This is a genomic window from Ferrovum myxofaciens (assembly GCF_000735045.1).
GTDB lineage: Bacteria > Pseudomonadota > Gammaproteobacteria > Burkholderiales > Ferrovaceae > Ferrovum > Ferrovum myxofaciens.
The window spans coordinates 79,031-98,358 of sequence record NZ_JPOQ01000016.1; the positions used below are offsets into that span (position 1 = coordinate 79,031).

Below are 19,328 nucleotides of genomic sequence, written 5' to 3' on the forward strand. Positions count from 1 at the left end.
GAATGGAACATGGGAGACCTGAACCGCCTTCTCATCACGCCGGATAACGTACCTTCAAGGCGGCCATGTAGCGGGCGACGCCTTCATCCACATCGAGGAAGGGAGTGTGATAACCCACACCACGAAGTTGGCTCATGTCTGCTTCAGTATAACTTTGGTATTTACCCTTCAATGCATCGGGAAACGCAATATATTCGATGAGTTTCTGATCGGTCATCTCTTCCAGAGTCAACCCCGGTTCATTCTGGCGCAGGGCATTGATGGTTGCCACGGCCATCTGGTTGAAAGGACGACTGCGTCCCGTTCCTACATTGAAGATCCCTGATACTTCGGGATGATCCAGCAGCCACAAATTGACACGAACCACATCCTCCACCGAAATGAAATCGCGCCGTTGTTCTCCATGGGCATAGCCATCCCATCCTTCGAACAACTGAATGCGTCCATGGGCGCGGTATTGATGAAAAAAATGGTAGGCCACCGAAGCCATGCGTTCCTTATGTTGCTCGCGATCCCCATACACATTGAAATAGCGCAAGCCAACGCAGGGAGCGGTCAACTCATCACCAGCCAGATAGGGGCGCAAAAACTGGTCAAAGGCCAGTTTGGAATAGCCATAGACATTGAGGGGGTGTTCACAGGCCGGACGTTCGCAAAACACCGTACTACCGCCATACACAGCGGCCGAGGAAGCATAAATCAAGGGAATCGCGCGCGCTTGACAAAAATAAAAAAGTGACCGGGAGAAACGGAAATTGTTGTCCATCATATACCGACCATCATGCTCCATCGTATCCGAACATGCTCCTTGGTGCAGCACCGCTTCAATCTCGAAATCCAGTGTATCAGCTTCCACCTGCTCGATGAATTCGCGTTTGTCCATGTAATCAGCCACGATGCAATCCGCCAGATTGAGGAATTTTCCTGGCGTTTTCAGATTATCCACTGCGAGGATCGATGTTTCACCGCGCTGGTTGAGTTCCTTCACCAGATTGGATCCAATGAAACCGGCTGCGCCGGTGATGACCATTACCATGACATATTCTCCAGTTCATGATGAGTAACGACCGCCGTACCCAATTTGGACACCGCGATCCCCGCTGCCCGATTGGCCCAACGCATGGCCACCGGCAGGGACATGCCCTGCGCAGTCAGTACACCCAGAGTGGCAATCACCGTATCTCCAGCCCCGCTGACATCGTATACCTCCCGTGCTACCGTGGGTTCATGGGTCACCCCTTGAGCCTGATACAGGCTCATTCCTTCCTCGCTGCGAGTCACCAGGAGCGCGTCCAACCCCAGTTCGGTGCGCAGGGTTTGTGCTTTTTCTGCCAGCTGCTGGTCATCATGCCAAGGCCCGGCTACCTGACGAAACTCGGTGCGATTGGGCGTCAACAAGGTCGCCCCGCGATAATGCCGATAATCTTCGCCCTTGGGGTCCACCAGTACCGGTATTCCGGCTTTTCGACATTGGTTGATCATGGAAGCCACATGTTTCAAAGCGCCCTTTCCATAATCAGACAGAATGACCACATCGGCACGTTTGAGACAGTCTCCAAAATCCGTCAACTTATTGAGCAGAGTTTCCTGACGTGGCAATGTTTCAAAATCAATGCGCAATAACTGCTGCTGACGTCCCATGACGCGCAACTTGACCGTAGTGGCAATGGATGGATCGCGATGCAGTCGGGAAATCACGCCCTCCTGTGCCAGCAACTCTTCCAGATGCTGGGCGGCTTCGTCTTCTCCGGTTACCGCGAGCAATTCACACTGGGCGCCCAGAGCAGCCACGCCCCGCGCCACGTTAGCCGCACCGCCGGGACGTTCTTCGGCTTTTTCCACTAACACCACAGGGACAGGGGCTTCGGGAGAAATACGGTTGACCTCTCCAAACCAGTAACGATCCAGCATAACATCCCCCACCACCAATACCCGCCGCTGGGAGAGTTCATGAAAAGGAGGGAAAGGACGCATTTACAACCTCCCAATGCCATGATAGGTAAGACCCGCCGCCCGTACCAGATGAGGCTCATACAGGTTGCGTCCATCAAAAACGACGCGGGCACGCAAGGATAGAGCCATTTGCTCGAAGTCCGGGCTGCGAAAAACTTGCCATTCCGTCACCACCACCAGAGCATCGGCCCCTTCCACGGCCTTTTCAGCGCTCTCCACAAAGGACAAGCCCGCACGCTGTCCAAAAATATGACGGGCTTCTTCCATAGCCACCGGATCAAAAGCCCGCAGGGTTGCCCCCCGCTGCAGCAATCCCTCGATCAAAATCCGTGCAGGCGCCTCCCGCATGTCATCGGTATTGGGTTTGAAAGCCAGTCCCCACAGGGCAAAGCATTTTCCGTCCAGGTTCTTCCCGAAATGGGCATCGATCTTGTCCAGTAACACTGCTTTCTGACGCTCGTTGACGGTTTCCACCGCTTCCAGAATGCGCAGGTCCAAACCATTTTCCGTGGCTGTCCGTTGTAGCGCCTGGACATCCTTGGGAAAACAGGAGCCTCCATAACCACACCCCGGATAGAGAAACTGGTAACCAATGCGCGGATCGGAACCAATCCCCTGACGGACTCGTTCGATGTCCGCACCCAGACGTTCGGCCAGAAGCGCCAGTTCATTCATGAAGGAAATACGCGTGGCCAGCATGGCATTGGCCGCGTATTTGGTCAGTTCGGCGGATTTGACATCCATCAGGATCAATTTGTCATGATTGCGCTGAAAAGGTGCATAAAGTGCGCGCATGGTCTCGATACCAAAGGCATCATCGGCTCCCACAACGATACGGTCAGGACGCATGAAATCTTCCACTGCCGCTCCTTCCTTAAGAAATTCCGGATTGGAAACCACGCAATAGGGAATCTTCACACCACGCTGGCTCAATTCCTCCGCAATGGCAGCACTGACCTTCTCCGCCGTGCCAACGGGCACCGTGGACTTATCCACCACCACCTTACGCGCATTCATGTATCGACCAATGGTGCGGGCAGCCGTCACCACATGGGAAAGATCTGCTGAACCATCTTCATCAGGAGGGGTACCCACGGCAATGAACTGAATCAAGCCGTACTCCACACTTTTCTGGATATCCGTCGTAAAGGATAATCGCCCTGCCGCCACATTGCGCTGAACCATGGCCTCCAGGCCAGGTTCATAGATAGGAATGCTACCCGCGCGTAAAATCTCGATCTTGCGTGGATCCACGTCCAGACATAAAACATGGTTCCCCATCTCGGCCAGACACGCACCACTGACCAATCCCACATATCCTGTCCCGATCACGGAAATTTTCATACTGCACTCCTTGCCCCTGAAATCAGGGAATTGAATTGTGCCAATGCCTTCATGGGATCCTCGCTGCGGGTAATGGAACGGCCAACTACCAAATAATCAGAACCGTCTTGTAGTGCCTTGACGGGGGTAACCACCCGCTTCTGATCGCCTCGATCATCCTCAGGCAATCGAATGCCTGGTGTGACCAGGCGAAAGGATGCGGCTATCCGGGAACGCAGTAGAGGTGCTTCCTGAGCCGAACAGACCACACCGTCCAAGCCATGGGACTCCGCCAAACAGGCCAGGCGTTGCACGGCCTCGACCACAGAGCAACCGAATCCCAACGCTGCAAGATCACTGTCCTGAAGACTGGTCAGAATCGTGATAGCAATCAACAGAGGGCGCTGCGGATAGGGTTCAAGAGCGTGCCTTGCTGCTTCCAGCATGGTTCCGCCCCCGCTGGCATGGACATCCACCATCCATACCCCCAGATCCGCAGCAGCCCGGCAGGCCTGGGCCACCGTATGAGGAATATCGTGATACTTGAGGTCGAGAAAAATATCGAATCCCCGTGCGACCAAGGCACGCACCAACGAGGGGCCGCAGGCTGTAAATAATTCCTTACCCACCTTAAGTCGACAAATTCCGGGTTCCAGTTGATCCACCAGAGTCCAGACCTCACGTTCCGTGGAAAAGTCCAGCGCCAGAATCAGGGGAGAATTCATATCATTGTCCTTGGATTAACGGGTGACGGCACTGCCTTCGGTTTCCACCTGGCGGCGGGGCGGATAGGAGTCCCAGTTACCACAGGCGGGACAATGCCAATGAAAGGAACGAGCCTTGAATCCGCAGTGGCGACATTGGTAAAAAGCCAGACGCTCATAATGTCCGTGCACGATATCACGCATGCGTTGAACCTCGGCCCGCAATTCAGGCGCCACACTCACCAACTGCGCCTCCAGAAAACGGTCCAGATTTCCCAGCGTGGGGCGTCGTTCCAATTCCGCGCGCACCAAACGCAACGCGTCTTCCACCCCACGAATTTCCAAAGTCAACTGAAACGCCAAACTCAATAAGTCAAGATTAGGATAACGTTCCATCCATCCCTGCATCAAAGTCACCGCTTCGTTCACCTGTCCCAGTTGACGCAGTGCATCACTCAGAGGGCGCGCCACCAAAAACAGATAATCCGGATCCCTTTGTTCCAATTCCTGCCATTGAGCACAAGCCTCTTCCACCCTTCCTGCTTTGAAGGTCCATTCCCCTCGCAGTACATAAGCGCGTACACAGTTGCGTTGCGTTTCCAGAGCCTGTTTCAGAAAATCCTGGGCTTCTTCGAACTGAGACCGGGTATGGGCCAGGATCGCCAATTCACAATAAAAATTGGCCATGTCCCCGCGTCGGTCCTCCCCGGTTTTTTGCTCCAGAACCCGGGCCACCTGAATGGCCCGAGTCCAATCTTTTTCCGTGACATGGATGTCCAACAAATGATGCAGTGCTGATTCTTCATAGTCGGAGTCCTTCAATCGCTCGAACAAAGGCTCGGCCCGATCCAGCAAACCAGCTTTGAGAAAGTCCAAAGCCAGTTCATAAAGTGCTTCCGTCCGTTGCTGGGGACCAAGGTCTGTACGTTCCACCAGGTTCTGATGCATGCGCGTTGCGCGATCCACTTCTCCACGGCGACGAAACAACCCCCCCAGCGCAAATTGTAACTCGACAGTTTGTTGCTCTGCCCGCGCCACTTCAATAAAGGATTCAATCGCCTTGTCCGGCTGCTCGTTGAGCAGTAGATTGAGCCCCTTGAAATAGGAGGCGGGCAATGCCCGCGACTCGATGAGCAAATGGCGAATATCGACGCGGGCGGCAAGCCAACCCAAACCGAAAAAAACCGGGAGTGCGAGTAACCAGTAAACTTGAAAATCCATAGGGGGGTGATGATACCTTTTTTGAACGGGAACCGATAGGGCTCTTCAGTCCCGATGAGGTTCAGAAGGCAGTGGAATCTCTTTTGTCGTAGAACCCGAACGACGCAAGCGAGCCAACTCACGCCGTAAGCGCCACCAGACCCGGGTGGTTGCCAACAATCCCAGCAATGCCCCGCCGGATACCGCCAAAAACAAAATAATGATCAAGGGCGCATGCCATTGCAAACCGAACAAGAAATTCACCGTTACGGGCGTGATGTTTTTGAGGCAAAACCCCAAAAGCAACACAAACAGAAATATTCGGATCAGCCAGCGTAAGGTATTCATGGTTCACCCCTCTTCCTCAACCCAAAAAAAAACGGGATGAAAGATTTTAACCCTCATCCCGTTTTCGGTGTCTGCAGATTTTCCGGAGTCACCGCCTGTTTTCTGCGCTCAATCACCCACTGGTTTGGTGCTTGCCATGAGATCGACCCGATCACGCAATTCCTTGCCCGGCTTGAAATGAGGCACGAATTTTTCTGGAACGTGCACCTTTTCTCCGGTTTTTGGGTTTCTTCCCTGGCGAGCGGGACGATGATTCAAACCAAAACTTCCAAACCCACGAATTTCAATACGCTGTCCATCCATCAAACATTGACCCATGGAATCCAGCAGGGTCTTCACCGCCATCTCCGCATCACGGGCCACTAACTGTGGATAGTGACTGGCCAACAGGTCGATCAGTTCCGATTTGGTCATCGTTCCGTCCCTCAGCTTGCATTGTCCGGGTTGGACAATTTAGCTTTCAGCAAGGCACCCAGACTGGTGGTTCCCGCATTCATCGGACTTTCTGATGCCAGACGTTGCAGGGCCGCGTTTTCCTCCACGGCGTCACGAGCCTTGATGGACAGGTTGATGGAACGGTTCTTGCGGTCCACATTGAGAATCACAGCTTCCACACTGTCTCCCTCATTGAGTAGACTGCGCAGATCTTCCACCCGTTCACGGGACACTTCAGAGGCTCGGAGATAACCTTCGATTTCATCTCCGAGATCGATTACGGCACCCTTGGCATCCACTGATTTGACCTTGCCCTTAACCAGGGTTCCCTTGTCATTGGAGGCCGAGAAATTGCTGAAGGGATCACCAGACAACTGTTTGATTCCAAGAGAAATTCGTTCCCGATCCACATCGATGGACAGAACCATGGCTTCCACTTCATCACCCTTGCGATAATTATGAACGGCCTCTTCCCCTGTTTGGTTCCAGGACAGGTCGGAAAGATGGACCAATCCATCAATGCCCCCAGGCAAGCCAATGAATACGCCAAAGTCGGTGATCGACTTGATTTGCCCACGAACCCGGTCATTCTTGTTGTGGTTCATGGCAAAGTCTTCCCAAGGATTGGCACGGCATTGCTTCATGCCCAGGGAAATCCGCCGACGTTCCTCATCGATTTCAAGGATCATGACTTCCACTTCATCACCCAGTTGAACCACCTTGGACGGATGAACGTTCTTGTTGGTCCAGTCCATTTCGGATACGTGCACCAACCCTTCGATCCCCTGTTCGATTTCAACGAAAGCACCATAATCGGTTAAGTTGGTCACCTTTCCAAACAGACGGGTACGTTCGGGATAACGACGGCTCAGACCAACCCAAGGGTCTTCACCCAGTTGCTTGAGACCCAGGGAAACCCGATTCTTTTCCTGATCGAATTTGAGGACTTTAGCTTCCACTTCATCGCCCACTGCCAACACTTCGGAAGGATGCTTGACGCGCCGCCAAGCCAGATCTGTAATGTGCAGCAATCCATCGATCCCACCCAGATCCACAAATGCGCCATAGTCGGTGATATTTTTTACCAGACCGCGCACGATGGATCCTTCTTTCAAGGTATCCAGTAAACTTTGACGATCGGCACCTTGCGAGGCTTCCATCACGGCACGGCGAGAAACCACCACGTTATTGCGTTTTCGGTCAAGTTTGATGACCTTGAATTCCATTTCCTTGCCTTCATAAGGGGTAGTGTCCTTGACGGGACGAATATCCACCAAGGATCCCGGTAGGAAGGCACGAATGCCATTCACCATTACCGTCAATCCCCCCTTGACTTTGCCCGTTACCATCCCCATGACCAAGGCACCTTGTGCCAAGGCATCATCAAGGTCAAGCCAGGCGGCCAGACGTTTTGCCTTCTCGCGGGAGAGGCGAGTGGATCCGTAGCCGTCTTCGAGAGCATCGATGGCGACCTTGACGAAATCACCGACCTGAACTTCCAGTTCACCTCGGTCATTCTTGAATTCTTCGATGGGGATCAAACTTTCCGACTTCAAACCGGCATTGACCACCACGGTATTGGCATCGATACTCACCACTTCAGCCGTGATGACTTCACCAGAACGCATTTCCTGGTGTGTCAGACTTTCTTCAAAGAGACTGGCAAAACTTTCGAAGGATTCCACTTGGGACGTCATGTTCATGTTCATTAGACCTTGAGATCAGCCTACCGCCTCGTAGGGTTTATATTGGATTTGTAGCGGTACAACTTCTCCACTTTCCGGAAGCGCGGAACATCTATCGTGGAAAAGAAAACCCTCTGTACCACTACCCCTCATGCTGGGCATTCACAGAATACCAAGCCAGAATTTGCACCATCGCCTGATCGATACTTAACGCGGATGTATCGAGAATCAAGGCCCCCGTGGGGTCCAAAGGCGCCACTGCTCGTGTGCGATCCCGCTCATCGCGATTTCGCAAATCACGCACAACGTTCTCCATTATGACATCAACTCCTTTACTGATCAACTGGTTAAATCGTCGTTGCGCGCGTACTTCCGGTGTTGCCGTTAAAAAAACCTTGAGTAAGGCCTGGGGAAATACCACAGACCCCATATCCCGCCCATCGGCAACCAGTCCGGGTAGGCGCAAAAAATTCCGCTGTCGTTCCAGCAAAGCAGTTCGCACCGCCGGAAAAGCCGAAAGTTTAGAAGCCAAGCGGCCACAATCCTCCGTTCGAATCGCCTCAGTCACCATGTCACCCGCCAGGTAGATGTCATTCCCAGAGAATTCCACCGGCAGTTGGGCAGCCAGTTGACCCAAAGTTTCTTCGCCAGCCGCCGCCAATCCCTGGCGTACGGCCGCCAATGCTGTCAGTCGGTATAGTGCGCCACTGTCCAGATAATGGAATCCTAACTGTTGGGCGACGCGTTGGGCAACGGTCCCTTTCCCGGATGCGGAAGGTCCATCGATCGTGATGACAGGAATCATGAGGCGTTCAAATTCAGTCCCGCCGCACACGCCAGGGACACGAAGCCGGGAAAAGAAGTCGCCACATTGGCACAGTCCCGAATTTCTATGGGCCCCTGAGCACACAATGCCGCCATGGAGAAACTCATGGCAATCCGGTGATCACCGTGACTCTCCACAGTGCCGCTCCCAAATCCCTGTCCTCCTTCGATGATCAAACCATCGGGCAGGACTTCCGTGTAGATCCCCAAGGCCTTCAGACCATCCGCCATGACCTGAATGCGATCGCTTTCCTTAACTCGTAATTCAGCAGCTCCCCTCAAGATGGTGCGCCCCTCGGCACAGGCCGCGGCAATGAACAAAGCAGGAAATTCATCGATGGCCAGAGGAACCAATTCGGTAGGAATGGTAATCCCCCGCAGGGGAGTTGCGCGCACCCGCAGATCTGCCAAAGGCTCACCGCCTGCAATCCAGGAACGTTCGATTTCCAGATTCGCACCCATCAAACGCAGTACATCGAGAATCCCCGTTCGGGTAGGATTCACCCCCACACTCTGCAAACGAAGATCAGAACCGGGTGAAATGCAGGCCCCCACCAGAAAAAAGGCTGCCGAAGAAATATCCCCGGGCACTTCAATGGGGGTGGCATGCAATCCATGACCGCCTGTCACACGAATGGTCCGCCCCTCCCGTCGAACGGGTACGCCAAAACCTTCGAACATGCGTTCCGTATGGTCACGGGTCACTTCCGGTTCGGTGATCACTGTTTCACCCTGAGCGTACAAACCTGCCAGAAGCAAGGCTGATTTGACCTGAGCGCTGGCCATGGGAAGTGTGTAGGTCAAACCATGTAATTCCGGAGTCCCATAAATTTTCAAGGGAGGGCGCCCCCCGGCCGCAGTCTCCAATCGTGCGCCCATCAAGCGCAGAGGATCAGCCACCCGTGCCATGGGACGCTGGGTCAAACTGGCATCTCCCGTCAACGTGCAATCGAAAGGTTGGGCAGCCAGCAAGCCCGCCAAAAGTCGCATGGAGGTGCCCGAATTGCCACAATCCAAGGCCATGTCTGGAGCCTTGAGGCCATGCAACCCCACCCCGTGAATGGTGACCCTTCCCTGTTCCGGTCCTTCGATCTGCACACCCAGCGCACGAAACACATTCATGGTCGCCAGGGCATCCTCTCCTTCCAGAAACCCTGTGACCTCTGTTACTCCTTCGGCCAAGGCACCCAGCATGATGCTTCGGTGCGAAATAGATTTGTCGCCTGGCACGCGAATCGTTCCTGTCAACCGCCCTCCTGGCGTGGCATGATAAACCTGCATGGTATCCTTCATCTCGCTCATGATCCTTCCTGCCATTGTCGTCGTGCCGTGCGGGCTTTTTGCATGAAATCCTCCAGGGCCGCCCCGTCTGCGGTATCCAGCCATGCCATGAGTTGGTCGAGTTGATCTCGATAACGGACCAATTCCACTTTGAGAACGTCCCGATTGGCCAGACTGATGTCGCGCCACATTTCTGGATTGCTACCCGCAATCCGGGTAAAATCGCGAAACCCGCTGGCGGCGAAGCGAAACAGGGTGGCCGCATCTGGACGCTGAGCAATCTCGTAAACGAGGGCAAAACTCAATAGATGCGGCAAATGGCTGACGACCCCAAAAATTTCATCATGCCGGGCCACGGTCTGACATTCCACTCGGGCACCACACAATTCCCAGCAGGACTGCACCCAGGCCAGGGGATGAGGTAAGGTTTCCTCCAAGGGGGTCAAGACCACGGTGCGGCCTTGAAACAGTCCTTCCTGAGCGGCGCGTACGCCACTCAATTCCGCGCCTGCAATGGGGTGCCCCGGAACAAACCGGGCCACAGCCGGTCCCAGATATTTCCGGGCAGCTTCCACCAGGCTGGTTTTGGTACTGCCTACATCCGTCACCACGGCCACCGGATTGAGATGGGGCGCCATGAGTTCAAACAGTTCCGGCATTTGGCCCACCGGAACCGCCATCAACACCATGTCTGCCTCCCGAACCACGCTCGCCAGATCCACGCTGCCCAGATCGATCACGCCCAATTGACGGGCTGCCGCCAGATTCACTTCATCCCGATCGTAACCGGCAATATGCATGTGCGGGGCCACCTGACGCAAAGCCAAAGCAAAGGATCCGCCCATCAGTCCAACACCGAGAATGGCCAGACGACGGGGAGTTTTAGAGACCATATCCACCTTCACACGGCCATGGCCGAGACCGAAGTCCGGGCAATCAGCAACGGTGTGAGCGCTTCGATGAAACGCTGGTTCTCGGATTGTGTGCCAATACTCACGCGCAGATGATGGGGCAACCCATAGGCATCCAATGGGCGAACAATAACCCCCTGCCGAAGCAACTGGTCATAGATTTTTCTGCCCTGCCCCACCGCCACCGTAATGAAATTGCCAAAAGAGGGGATGTAGGATGCCCCAAAGGAGTCGAAGGCCTCTTCCAGAAAGCGGCGTCCCTGCGCATTCAAAGTCCGTGTGCGTTCCAGAAATCCACGATCTCCCAGCGCCGCGCTGGCAGCACGCAGTCCCGGCACGGACACATTGAAAGGTTGGCGTACCCGATTGAGCAGGGCGATCAGTTGGGGATCTCCCATCCCAAATCCCACGCGCAGCCCAGCCAATCCATAAGCTTTTGAAAATGTTCGACAGATCAGTAGATTGGGAAATTCATCCAGCCAGGCCACTGGATCGTAACGCTGATCATCCGGCAGATATTCGGTATAGGCTTCATCGAGGACCACCACGACTTCGGGCGGAATCTGGCGCAATCCAGCACGGAGGTCTTCGCCAGGCAAGAAAGTGCCCGTTGGATTGTTGGGATTGGCAATGAACAGGACACGGGTATCTGGACGAATAGCCCGAATCATGGCAGGGAGGTCATGTCCGAACTCAAGTGCGGGGACCTCGATGCCCTGTGCCCCCATGGTCTGGGTTGCAATAGGATATACAGCAAATCCATATTGGGCATAAACCGCCGAGGTACCCGGCCCCAGGAAGGTGCGTGCCACCAGGTCCAGAATATCATTGGACCCGTTACCCAGAATGAAATAATCAAGACCGAGGGGGTAGTGCGCATTCAAGGCGGTTTTGAGTTCGAAGCCATTGCCATCCGGATAGAGCGCCAGTTCCCCCCTCAGGGTGGCGAGGACCTCGAGGGCATGGGGACTGGGACCCAGGGGGTTTTCGTTGGAAGCCAACTTAATGATGGAAGTCAAACCCAGTTCCCGTTCCAGTTCCGCCATGGGTTTACCGGGTTGATAAGGGGCCAGATGGCGCACATGGTCCGCCACCAAATCACAATAACGCCATTCATTCATATCGACACCGTCACAGGATAAGATCCCAATACTTTGACAAAAATAGAATTTTTTTTAATTTCCTGAAGCACCCGAGCCACCCGTTCTTCGCTTTGATGCCCCTCCAGGTCAATATAGAAAACGTAGGACCAAAGATGGGTACGGGCCGGACGGGATTCGAGGCGCGACATGCTCACCCCCTCCTCCGCCAAGGGGGTGAGCAGCGCATGAATGGCCCCAGGACGATTTTCCACGCCCACCACCAGAGAAGTTTTATCCTTTCCCGAAGGTTGGGCCACCAAATGCCCAAATACCAGAAAACGGGTCGTATTGTCCACCTGATCTTCGATATGTCGCGCTACCGCATATAGCCCATAGGGTTCTGCCGCAAGGTCGCCGGCAATCGCCGCCCATGCCTCGGAACTATTCCCCACCAGACGGGCAGCCTCGCTGTTACTGGTCACGGGAATGCGCCGGGCTTGAGGCAAGTGGGCATCCAGCCAGTGGTGACATTGCCCTAGGGATTGGCTATGGGAATAGACCTGCGTGATCTCGCTCAACGGGAGAGATGCATCGCGCACCAACAACTGGTGATGAATCGGCAGCATGACTTCACCACAAGCCTGCAAGGGGGTATCCACCATCTGATCGAGAATGATTCCCACCGCCCCTTCCGTAGAATTCTCCACGGGGACCACTGCAAAATCCGTTTCATTCGCTTCCACGACCCGGAAGATATCCCCCAGGGAGTCACAATGGCGACGTTGCGCTGCATGACCGAAATGACGCACCACGGCAGCTTCCGAAAAACTTCCTTGCGGCCCCAGACAAGCCACGCTGACAGGACGTTCATAAGCCAGACAGGCCGACATGATTTCCCGGAACAAAAAAACCACTGAAGCCCCAGGCAAAGGTCCGCTATTGGCCTCTTTCAGACGGTGCAGAATCTGGGCTTCCCTCTCGGGACGATAGAGAACGCCAGTTTTCAGATGGCCGATCTGACCTGCTGCCTGGGCACGCTGATTCAACAAGGACAGGATCTGGTCATCAATTCCATCGATCGTCTGTCGCAACGTTTTAAGACGCTGAGCCGTATCATCCATAGTGTCGCTCGAACTCCTCGAGGAAATCCACCAGGGCATGCACCCCTGCCACCGGCATGGCATTATAAATCGAAGCACGAAATCCTCCCGACATGCGATGACCTCGCAGTTGGAGCAGATGCCGACTCTCAGCTTCGCGCAGAAAAACCTCGTCCAAAACAGGATCCAGCAAATGAAACGGTATGTTCATCCGCGAACGATCCGCGGGTTTGACGGTGGTTCGGTAAAAACCGCTCCGATCCAGCGTCGTATAAAGCAATTCGGATTTTTGTTGGGCCTGCCGATCCATGACCTCCAATCCGCCTTGGCGTTTGATCCATTGAAACACCAGGCCCGCAACCCAGATGGTAAAAGTGGGCGGCGTGTTGAGCATGGAATTGGCCAAGACCTGAGCATGGTAATCCATCAAGAACGGTGTCCCTGGCGCGGGGGTACGCAACAAATCATCACGAATGATGACCAAACTCAGTCCGGCGGGACCAATATTCTTTTGGGCGCCGGCATAAATCATCCCGAAACGCTCCACAGGCACTGACCGGGATAAAAAGTGCGAGGACATGTCCACCACCAGAGGGACCTTACCCACATCCGGAATCCAGTTGAATTCCAGCCCATCGATGGTTTCATTGGAACAATAGTGAACATAGGCCGCCCCAGGATCCAGACGCCACTCTTCGAAGGAAGGCAAAGCACAAAATTTATCCCTGCGATTGGAAGCGGCAATATTAACCTGGCAGTAGCGCCGCCCTTCTTCAATGGCGCGATAGGACCAATAGCCCGTTTCAATGTAATCCGCCCGGGAACGTCCCTGCAGCAAGTTGAGCGGAATCATGTCCCAATGAGCGCTTGCGCCTTCCTGACAAAAGATGACCCGGTAATGGTCCGGAATAGCCAGCAGGGCGCGCAGGTCCCGCTCCGCTGTTGCCAGAATTTCCATGAATTCCGGCCCACGATGACTGAGTTCCATCACCGAGACCCCTTTGCCGCGCCAGTCCAATAACTCCTCTTGAACCTGAGTCAACACTTCCGTGGGAAGCGTGGCAGGGCCCGCTGAAAAATTATATGCTCTCATGACCTCAGTCCAAGGTTTCGTCTGAAGACGATTCATCCGCACGGGTCAGACAGACCAATTTTTCACCTTCGTCTAGGGCAATCAGGGTGACGCCTTGCGTCGCCCGCCCCATTTCGCGAATCTCCTGCACACGCGTGCGGATCAACACCCCACCTGTCGTGATCAGCATCAACTCTTCTTCCGGATCGACCAAGGCGGCACTGACAACTTTGCCATTGCGGGCGGAAGTCTGAATCGCAATGATGCCCTGCCCGCCTCGTCCATGTCGGGTATATTCCAGGACGGAGGTGCGCTTGCCAAAGCCGTTCTCGGTGGCTGTCAAAACGGATTGTCGTTCATTTTCAGCCACCAGCAGGGCAATGATACGTTTCCCTTCCGGCAGACGCATGCCGCGCACCCCATGGGCATTACGCCCCATGGGACGAACATCGCTTTCAGCAAAACGGATGGCTTTTCCTTCGTCGGAGAACAGCATCACATCGTGCTGACCATCCGTAATGGCGACCCCCACCAGATAATCTTCGGCGTCCAGATCAAGGGCGATGATTCCTGCCGTCCGGGGACGGGAAAAGTCACTGAGCGAGGTTTTTTTGACGGTTCCAAAAGAGGTGGCCATAAAGACATAATGTTCTGCATCAAAAGTTTTGACGGGCAGCACCGCCGTGATTTTTTCTCCCGCCTCCAACGGCAACAGGTTCACGATGGGCTTGCCGCGACTGGTTCGATTACCCACGGGTACCTGATAGACCCTTAGCCAGTAGACGCGCCCGCGCGTCGAAAAGCAGAGGATGTGGTCATGGGTATTGGCCACGAAAAGTCGTTCGATAAAGTCGTCTTCCTTGGTGGTCGTGGCCTGCTTCCCTCGTCCGCCTCGCCGTTGCGCGCGATAGTCCGCAACGGGCTGGGATTTGATATACCCGCCATGGGTCAGGGTCACAACTCGCTCTTCAGGAGTAATCAGATCCTCGATGTCAATATCTTCGGCATTGACCACGATTTCACTGCGTCTTTCATCCCCGAAAGTCGTTCGGATGACTTCCAGTTCCTGTGCAATGATGCGTGTAATGCGCTCAGGGTTGGCCAGAATGTCGAGCAGGTCCACGATTCGTTCCATGATCTCGCGATATTCATCACGAATCTTGTCCTGCTCCAGACCGGTCAGGCGCTGTAACTGCATCTCGAGAATGGCCACTGCTTGCGGTTCGGACAAACGATAGCCCGCCTCGCCCCAACCAAATTCCTCTCCAATGGCTACCGGACGGGACGCATTTTCCGGAGAACGAGCCAGCATTTCCTGGACCAGTTCCGAAAGCCAAAGACGGGCCATCAAAGCCGCCTTGGCCTCTACACGGGAGGCGGCAGCACGAATCAGGGCCACAATCTCGTCCACATTGGACAAGGCCACAGCCAAACCTTCCAAAATATGGGCCCGATCACGGGCCTTGCCCAGATCAAAGAAAGTACGGCGCGTAACCACTTCGCGCCGATGGCGCAGAAAGGCTTCCAGAAACTGCTTGAGATTGAGCAGGCGTGGCTGATTGTCCACCAGAGCCACCATGTTCATCCCAAAAGATTCCTGAAGCGGCGTCATCTTGTACAGATTATTCAGTACCACTTCCGGTACTTCACCGCGTTTAAGTTCGATGACCACCCGCATCCCGGACTTATCCGATTCGTCACGCAGGTCAGAAATCCCTTCCATGCGTTTTTCCCGCACCAACTCGGCAATTTTCACAATCAGGTTAGCCTTGTTAACCTGATAGGGCAATTCATCCACGATCAGGGCCTGACGTCCTCCCTTCTCCAGATCTTCCACATGGGTGCGCGCACGCATCAACACCCGTCCCCGTCCGGTCAGGTAGCCTTGCCGAATCGAGGCTGTTCCATAAATGATCCCTCGTGTTGGAAAATCCGGAGCAGGAATCAATTCGATCAGATCCTCGATTTCGACGGCGGGATTGGCCAGCAATACCAAACAGGCTTGAATCACTTCCCTGAGGTTATGGGGGGGGATATTGGTCGCCATACCCACCGCAATGCCTGACGAACCATTCACCAGAAGATTGGGGAAACGGGCAGGCAGAATCAGTGGCTCATGTTCCGATCCGTCATAGTTGGGACCAAAATTGACCGTTTCACGATCGATATCCGCCAGTAATTCATGGGTCATCCGCGCCATACGGATTTCCGTATAACGCATGGCTGCCGGATTATCCCCATCCACGGATCCGAAGTTTCCCTGTCCATCGATGAGCGGATAACGCAGGGAAAATTCCTGGGCCATGCGCACGATGGCGTCATAAACCGCGGTATCGCCATGGGGGTGGTACTTACCGATGACATCCCCGACAATACGGGCCGATTTTTTGTAGGGCTTGTTGTAATCGTTGGACAATTCATGCATGGCGAAGAGCACACGTCGATGCACGGGTTTCAGGCCGTCTCGCACATCCGGCAGAGCCCGTCCGACAATCACGCTCATGGCGTATTCCAGATAGGAACGACGCATTTCATCTTCAAGGGTGACAGGTAGGGTTTCTTTGGCAAAGGCAGTCATGGGGGAGGTTTCAGGCTAGGAAAAATGGAAAAGGCAGCAACGAATTCTCTCAATGGTATCATAACCCACTAGGTTCAGGATTGCCTTATAATGCTCCCATGATGACCCTTTCCACTCATGCCAATCACGATCCGGCAGAACTTGCAAAATTCAGTCAACTGGCCCACCGCTGGTGGGACCCGGAAAGCGAATTTAAACCACTCCACGATCTCAATCCCCATCGTCTGGCGTGGATCGAGCGGTGGATCTCGCTCTCGGACAAGCAGGTACTGGACGTAGGATGCGGGGGAGGAATTCTGAGTGAATCCATGGCCCGTCTGGGTGCACGGGTTCACGGCATTGATCTGGCCGAAAAACCCTTGGGTGTTGCCCGACTCCACGCGCTGGAACACGATATTGCGCTCACCTACGAAGCCATCGCAGTGGAAACCCTGGCCCAACGGGAAGTTCAACATTATGACGTGGTTACCTGCATGGAAATGCTTGAACATGTGCCTGACCCTGCCAGCGTGATACGAGCCTGTGCCCAGTTGATCAAACCCGGAGGATTCGTCTTTTTTTCCACCCTCAATCGCAATCTCAAATCCTACCTCTTCGCCATTCTGGGCGCCGAGTACCTGCTGCGCTTGCTGCCGCGCGGAACCCACGAACACGGACGTTTCATCAAACCTTCCGAATTATCCCGTTGGGCGCGCCATGTTGGCCTGGAAGTTCGGGAAATTGAAGGAGTTCACTACTACCCGGTGACTCGCCAGTATCATTTGAAACCCGGCCCCGATGTCAACTACTTGATGTGTTGTCAAGCGTCCCTCTGATCCAGGGGGTTCTGTTCGATCTGGACGGAACCCTGGTGGATTCGGCCCCAGACCTGGGCGGTGCACTCAACGAACTGTGCCTGCGCTATCAACGCACGCCCCTGAGTCCGGCGCACTATCGTCTCTTCGTCTCACAGGGCGCACGCGGCCTCTTGCAGGCAGGATTTGACATTCAGCCCGGGGACCTCTTCTATGAAGAATTGCGGGATGAATTTCTGGCCCTTTACGAAGCCCGACTCTCTCGAGAAAGTCGCCTCTTCGACCCTATTCCCGCCCTCCTCCAGGCGCTGGAAGAACAGCATGTGCCCTGGGGCATCGTCACCAACAAGGTCGCACGCTTTACTCAACCCCTGGTAAACCAGTTGGGCCTGTTCCCAAGCCATGGCTGCCTCATCAGTGGAGACACCTGTGCGCATCCCAAACCCTGGCCTGACCCTCTGCTCGCGGCGGCTCGTCGGCTTCAACTGGATCCTGCGCACCTCATCTATGTCGGAGATGATGAGCGCGACATGAACGCGGCCCAGGCGGCAGGCATGGGCGGAGTGATTGCCGGCTGGGGGTATCTGGCTCCGGGTTCTTGCCCCATCGATGAATGGCCTGCCTGCGCCCATCTCCAGCACCCCGCAGAAGTGCTGGACCTGCTTCCAACCCATTGATTCCTCTTGTCGAGCATAGCCCATGAACGTCCTCACACCCTCCCCGGAACTGCTCGCCCCCTGCGGTTCTCTCACCATGTTGCAAACAGCCCTCGATTTTGGCGCAGATGCCGTCTACGCAGGACAACCCCGTTACAGTTTACGAGTCCGCAACAACGACTTTGGCAAAGAGGAGAACTTGGCAGAAGGCATTCGACGAGTTCACCAGGCAGGGAAAAAATTCTATCTGGTGAGCAACCTGATTCCTCATAACGCCAAAATCCGTACCTTCATTGCCGATATGATCCCAATCATCGCCCTGCAGCCCGATGCACTGATCATGTCCGATCCCGGTCTGATGTTGATGGTCCGCGAACGCTGGCCCGAGCAACCCATCCATCTGTCGGTGCAGGCCAATACCGTCAACTACGCCAGCGCCCGTTTCTGGGCATCCGTGGGAATCCAGCGCATCATCCTGTCCCGCGAATTATCCCTGGATGAAATTGCCGAGATACGCCAGGAGTGCCCGGATATGGAACTGGAGGTCTTCATTCATGGTGCTCTGTGCATTGCTTACTCCGGACGCTGCCTGCTCTCAGGCTATTTCAACCACCGCGATCCCAACCAGGGCACCTGTACCAATTCCTGCCGCTGGAATTATTCCCTGAAACCGGGAGAATCTGAAACTTCGGGACAGAACTGCCAGTCCTCTGTTGCCCCCCAGGAATTTTATCTCGAAGAAGCCGAGCGTCCCGGTCAACTCATGCCCATCGAAGAAGACGAGCATGGAACCTATATTCTCAACTCAAAGGATCTTCGAGCTCTGGAACACGTGGCCAAATTGACGGCCATCGGCGTGAATTCCTTCAAGATCGAGGGACGTACGAAATCTCCCTACTATGTCGCCCGCACCTGCCAGACCTACCGTCAGGCCATCGATGATGCCGTGGCGGGGCGCGACCTCGACCCAGGCCTCCTGCGTCAACTAGAAGGTTTGGCCAACCGAGGGTATACGGCAGGGTTTTATGAACGACATCCCGACCAAACCTACCAGAATTACCTGCGCGGTCATTCCAAATCCGAACGCAGCCTGTATGTGGGAGACCTGGTGGGTTATGAGGCCGATGGGTGGGCACGAGTCACGGTACGCAACCGCTTTTCCCTTGGCGATCGTTTGGAAATCATCCACCCTTCCGGAAATCTCGATGTACCCGTCACCGAGTTACATTCCCTCGAAGGCAGGCCCCAGGCGACTGCACCTGGGAGTGGATATACGGTCTGTCTTCCCCTACCCACCGGCTACGCAGGGGCATTTTTGGCCCGTTATCTGGAAGAAGAGGTTCCCCCCACCGAAAACTGCGGAAGCCCTTCCTGAGAGGAT

16 protein-coding genes and 1 pseudogene are annotated in these 19,328 nt (G+C 54.7%); 3 read left to right on the plus strand and 14 right to left on the minus strand.

What is annotated here, in order from left to right; translation table 11 throughout:
* Positions 1-34: 34 nt before the first annotated feature.
* The 14 genes and pseudogenes from rfaD to gyrA all read right to left on the minus strand — a co-directional run bounded on the left by rfaD (position 35) and on the right by gyrA (position 16,497).
* On the minus strand, positions 35-1,036 hold the full coding sequence (gene rfaD, locus IV91_RS0103930; RefSeq protein ID WP_031596182.1) for an ADP-glyceromanno-heptose 6-epimerase: 1,002 nt from the start codon (positions 1,034-1,036) through the stop codon (positions 35-37).
* Entirely contained in the window at positions 1,030-1,974 is a 945-nt protein-coding gene (gene rfaE1 / locus IV91_RS0103935; RefSeq protein WP_051862024.1) for a D-glycero-beta-D-manno-heptose-7-phosphate kinase, read from the minus strand. The genes rfaD and rfaE1 overlap by 7 nt, the downstream gene beginning before the upstream one ends.
* Positions 1,975-3,297 (minus strand): UDP-glucose dehydrogenase family protein, encoded by a 1,323-nt coding sequence (locus IV91_RS0103940; protein ID WP_031596187.1) that lies wholly within the window; start codon positions 3,295-3,297, stop codon positions 1,975-1,977.
* Positions 3,294-4,001: an orotidine-5'-phosphate decarboxylase gene (pyrF, locus tag IV91_RS0103945; protein WP_031596189.1), complete on the minus strand. Its 708-nt coding sequence runs from the start codon at positions 3,999-4,001 to the stop codon at positions 3,294-3,296. Before pyrF ends, IV91_RS0103940 begins: the two co-directional genes overlap by 4 nt.
* A gap of 15 nt (positions 4,002-4,016) precedes the next feature.
* A complete protein-coding gene (gene lapB / locus IV91_RS0103950) occupies positions 4,017-5,201 on the minus strand; it encodes a lipopolysaccharide assembly protein LapB (RefSeq protein WP_031596191.1) in 1,185 nt (394 codons plus the stop codon).
* A gap of 45 nt (positions 5,202-5,246) precedes the next feature.
* Positions 5,247-5,528, minus strand: a complete 282-nt coding sequence (locus IV91_RS0103955; protein ID WP_035417079.1) for a LapA family protein — start codon at positions 5,526-5,528, stop codon at positions 5,247-5,249.
* A gap of 108 nt (positions 5,529-5,636) precedes the next feature.
* Positions 5,637-5,942 carry an integration host factor subunit beta gene (locus tag IV91_RS0103960; protein WP_031596196.1) on the minus strand — a complete coding sequence of 102 codons (306 nt, stop codon included), beginning with the start codon at positions 5,940-5,942 and terminating at the stop codon, positions 5,637-5,639.
* A gap of 11 nt (positions 5,943-5,953) precedes the next feature.
* Positions 5,954-7,660, minus strand: coding sequence for a 30S ribosomal protein S1 (gene rpsA, locus IV91_RS0103965; RefSeq protein WP_031596197.1), 1,707 nt, complete (start codon positions 7,658-7,660; stop codon positions 5,954-5,956).
* Positions 7,661-7,790: 130 nt separating this feature from the next.
* Positions 7,791-8,453, minus strand: coding sequence for a (d)CMP kinase (cmk, locus tag IV91_RS0103970; RefSeq protein ID WP_031596198.1), 663 nt, complete (start codon positions 8,451-8,453; stop codon positions 7,791-7,793).
* A pseudogene (locus tag IV91_RS19655) lies at positions 8,450-10,647 on the minus strand (bifunctional prephenate dehydrogenase/3-phosphoshikimate 1-carboxyvinyltransferase). The gene cmk and the pseudogene IV91_RS19655 overlap by 4 nt, the downstream one beginning before the upstream one ends.
* Positions 10,648-10,655: 8 nt before the next feature.
* Positions 10,656-11,786, minus strand: coding sequence for a histidinol-phosphate transaminase (gene hisC, locus IV91_RS0103985; RefSeq protein WP_051862027.1), 1,131 nt, complete (start codon positions 11,784-11,786; stop codon positions 10,656-10,658).
* Positions 11,783-12,868: a prephenate dehydratase gene (pheA, locus tag IV91_RS0103990; RefSeq protein WP_031596203.1), complete on the minus strand. Its 1,086-nt coding sequence runs from the start codon at positions 12,866-12,868 to the stop codon at positions 11,783-11,785. The genes hisC and pheA overlap by 4 nt, the downstream gene beginning before the upstream one ends.
* Positions 12,861-13,940, minus strand: coding sequence for a 3-phosphoserine/phosphohydroxythreonine transaminase (gene serC / locus IV91_RS0103995; RefSeq protein ID WP_031596206.1), 1,080 nt, complete (start codon positions 13,938-13,940; stop codon positions 12,861-12,863). Before serC ends, pheA begins: the two co-directional genes overlap by 8 nt.
* Before the next feature lie 4 nt (positions 13,941-13,944).
* Positions 13,945-16,497, minus strand: coding sequence for a DNA gyrase subunit A (gene gyrA, locus IV91_RS0104000; protein ID WP_031596208.1), 2,553 nt, complete (start codon positions 16,495-16,497; stop codon positions 13,945-13,947).
* 101 nt (positions 16,498-16,598) lie between these two features.
* Here gyrA and ubiG point away from each other — a divergent pair, with 101 nt between their 5' ends.
* Genes ubiG through trhP form a run of 3 tightly spaced genes read left to right on the plus strand, consistent with a single transcriptional unit; the run spans position 16,599 to position 19,322 of the window.
* On the plus strand, positions 16,599-17,312 hold the full coding sequence (gene ubiG / locus IV91_RS0104005; RefSeq protein ID WP_031596210.1) for a bifunctional 2-polyprenyl-6-hydroxyphenol methylase/3-demethylubiquinol 3-O-methyltransferase UbiG: 714 nt from the start codon (positions 16,599-16,601) through the stop codon (positions 17,310-17,312).
* The gene (locus IV91_RS0104010) at positions 17,291-17,968 is read left to right on the plus strand and encodes an HAD family hydrolase (RefSeq protein WP_082783104.1); all 678 of its coding nucleotides are present in this window, start codon (positions 17,291-17,293) and stop codon (positions 17,966-17,968) included. Before ubiG ends, IV91_RS0104010 begins: the two co-directional genes overlap by 22 nt.
* Positions 17,969-17,990: 22 nt before the next feature.
* Positions 17,991-19,322 (plus strand): prephenate-dependent tRNA uridine(34) hydroxylase TrhP, encoded by a 1,332-nt coding sequence (trhP, locus tag IV91_RS0104015; protein WP_035417081.1) that lies wholly within the window; start codon positions 17,991-17,993, stop codon positions 19,320-19,322.
* Positions 19,323-19,328 lie beyond the last annotated feature (6 nt).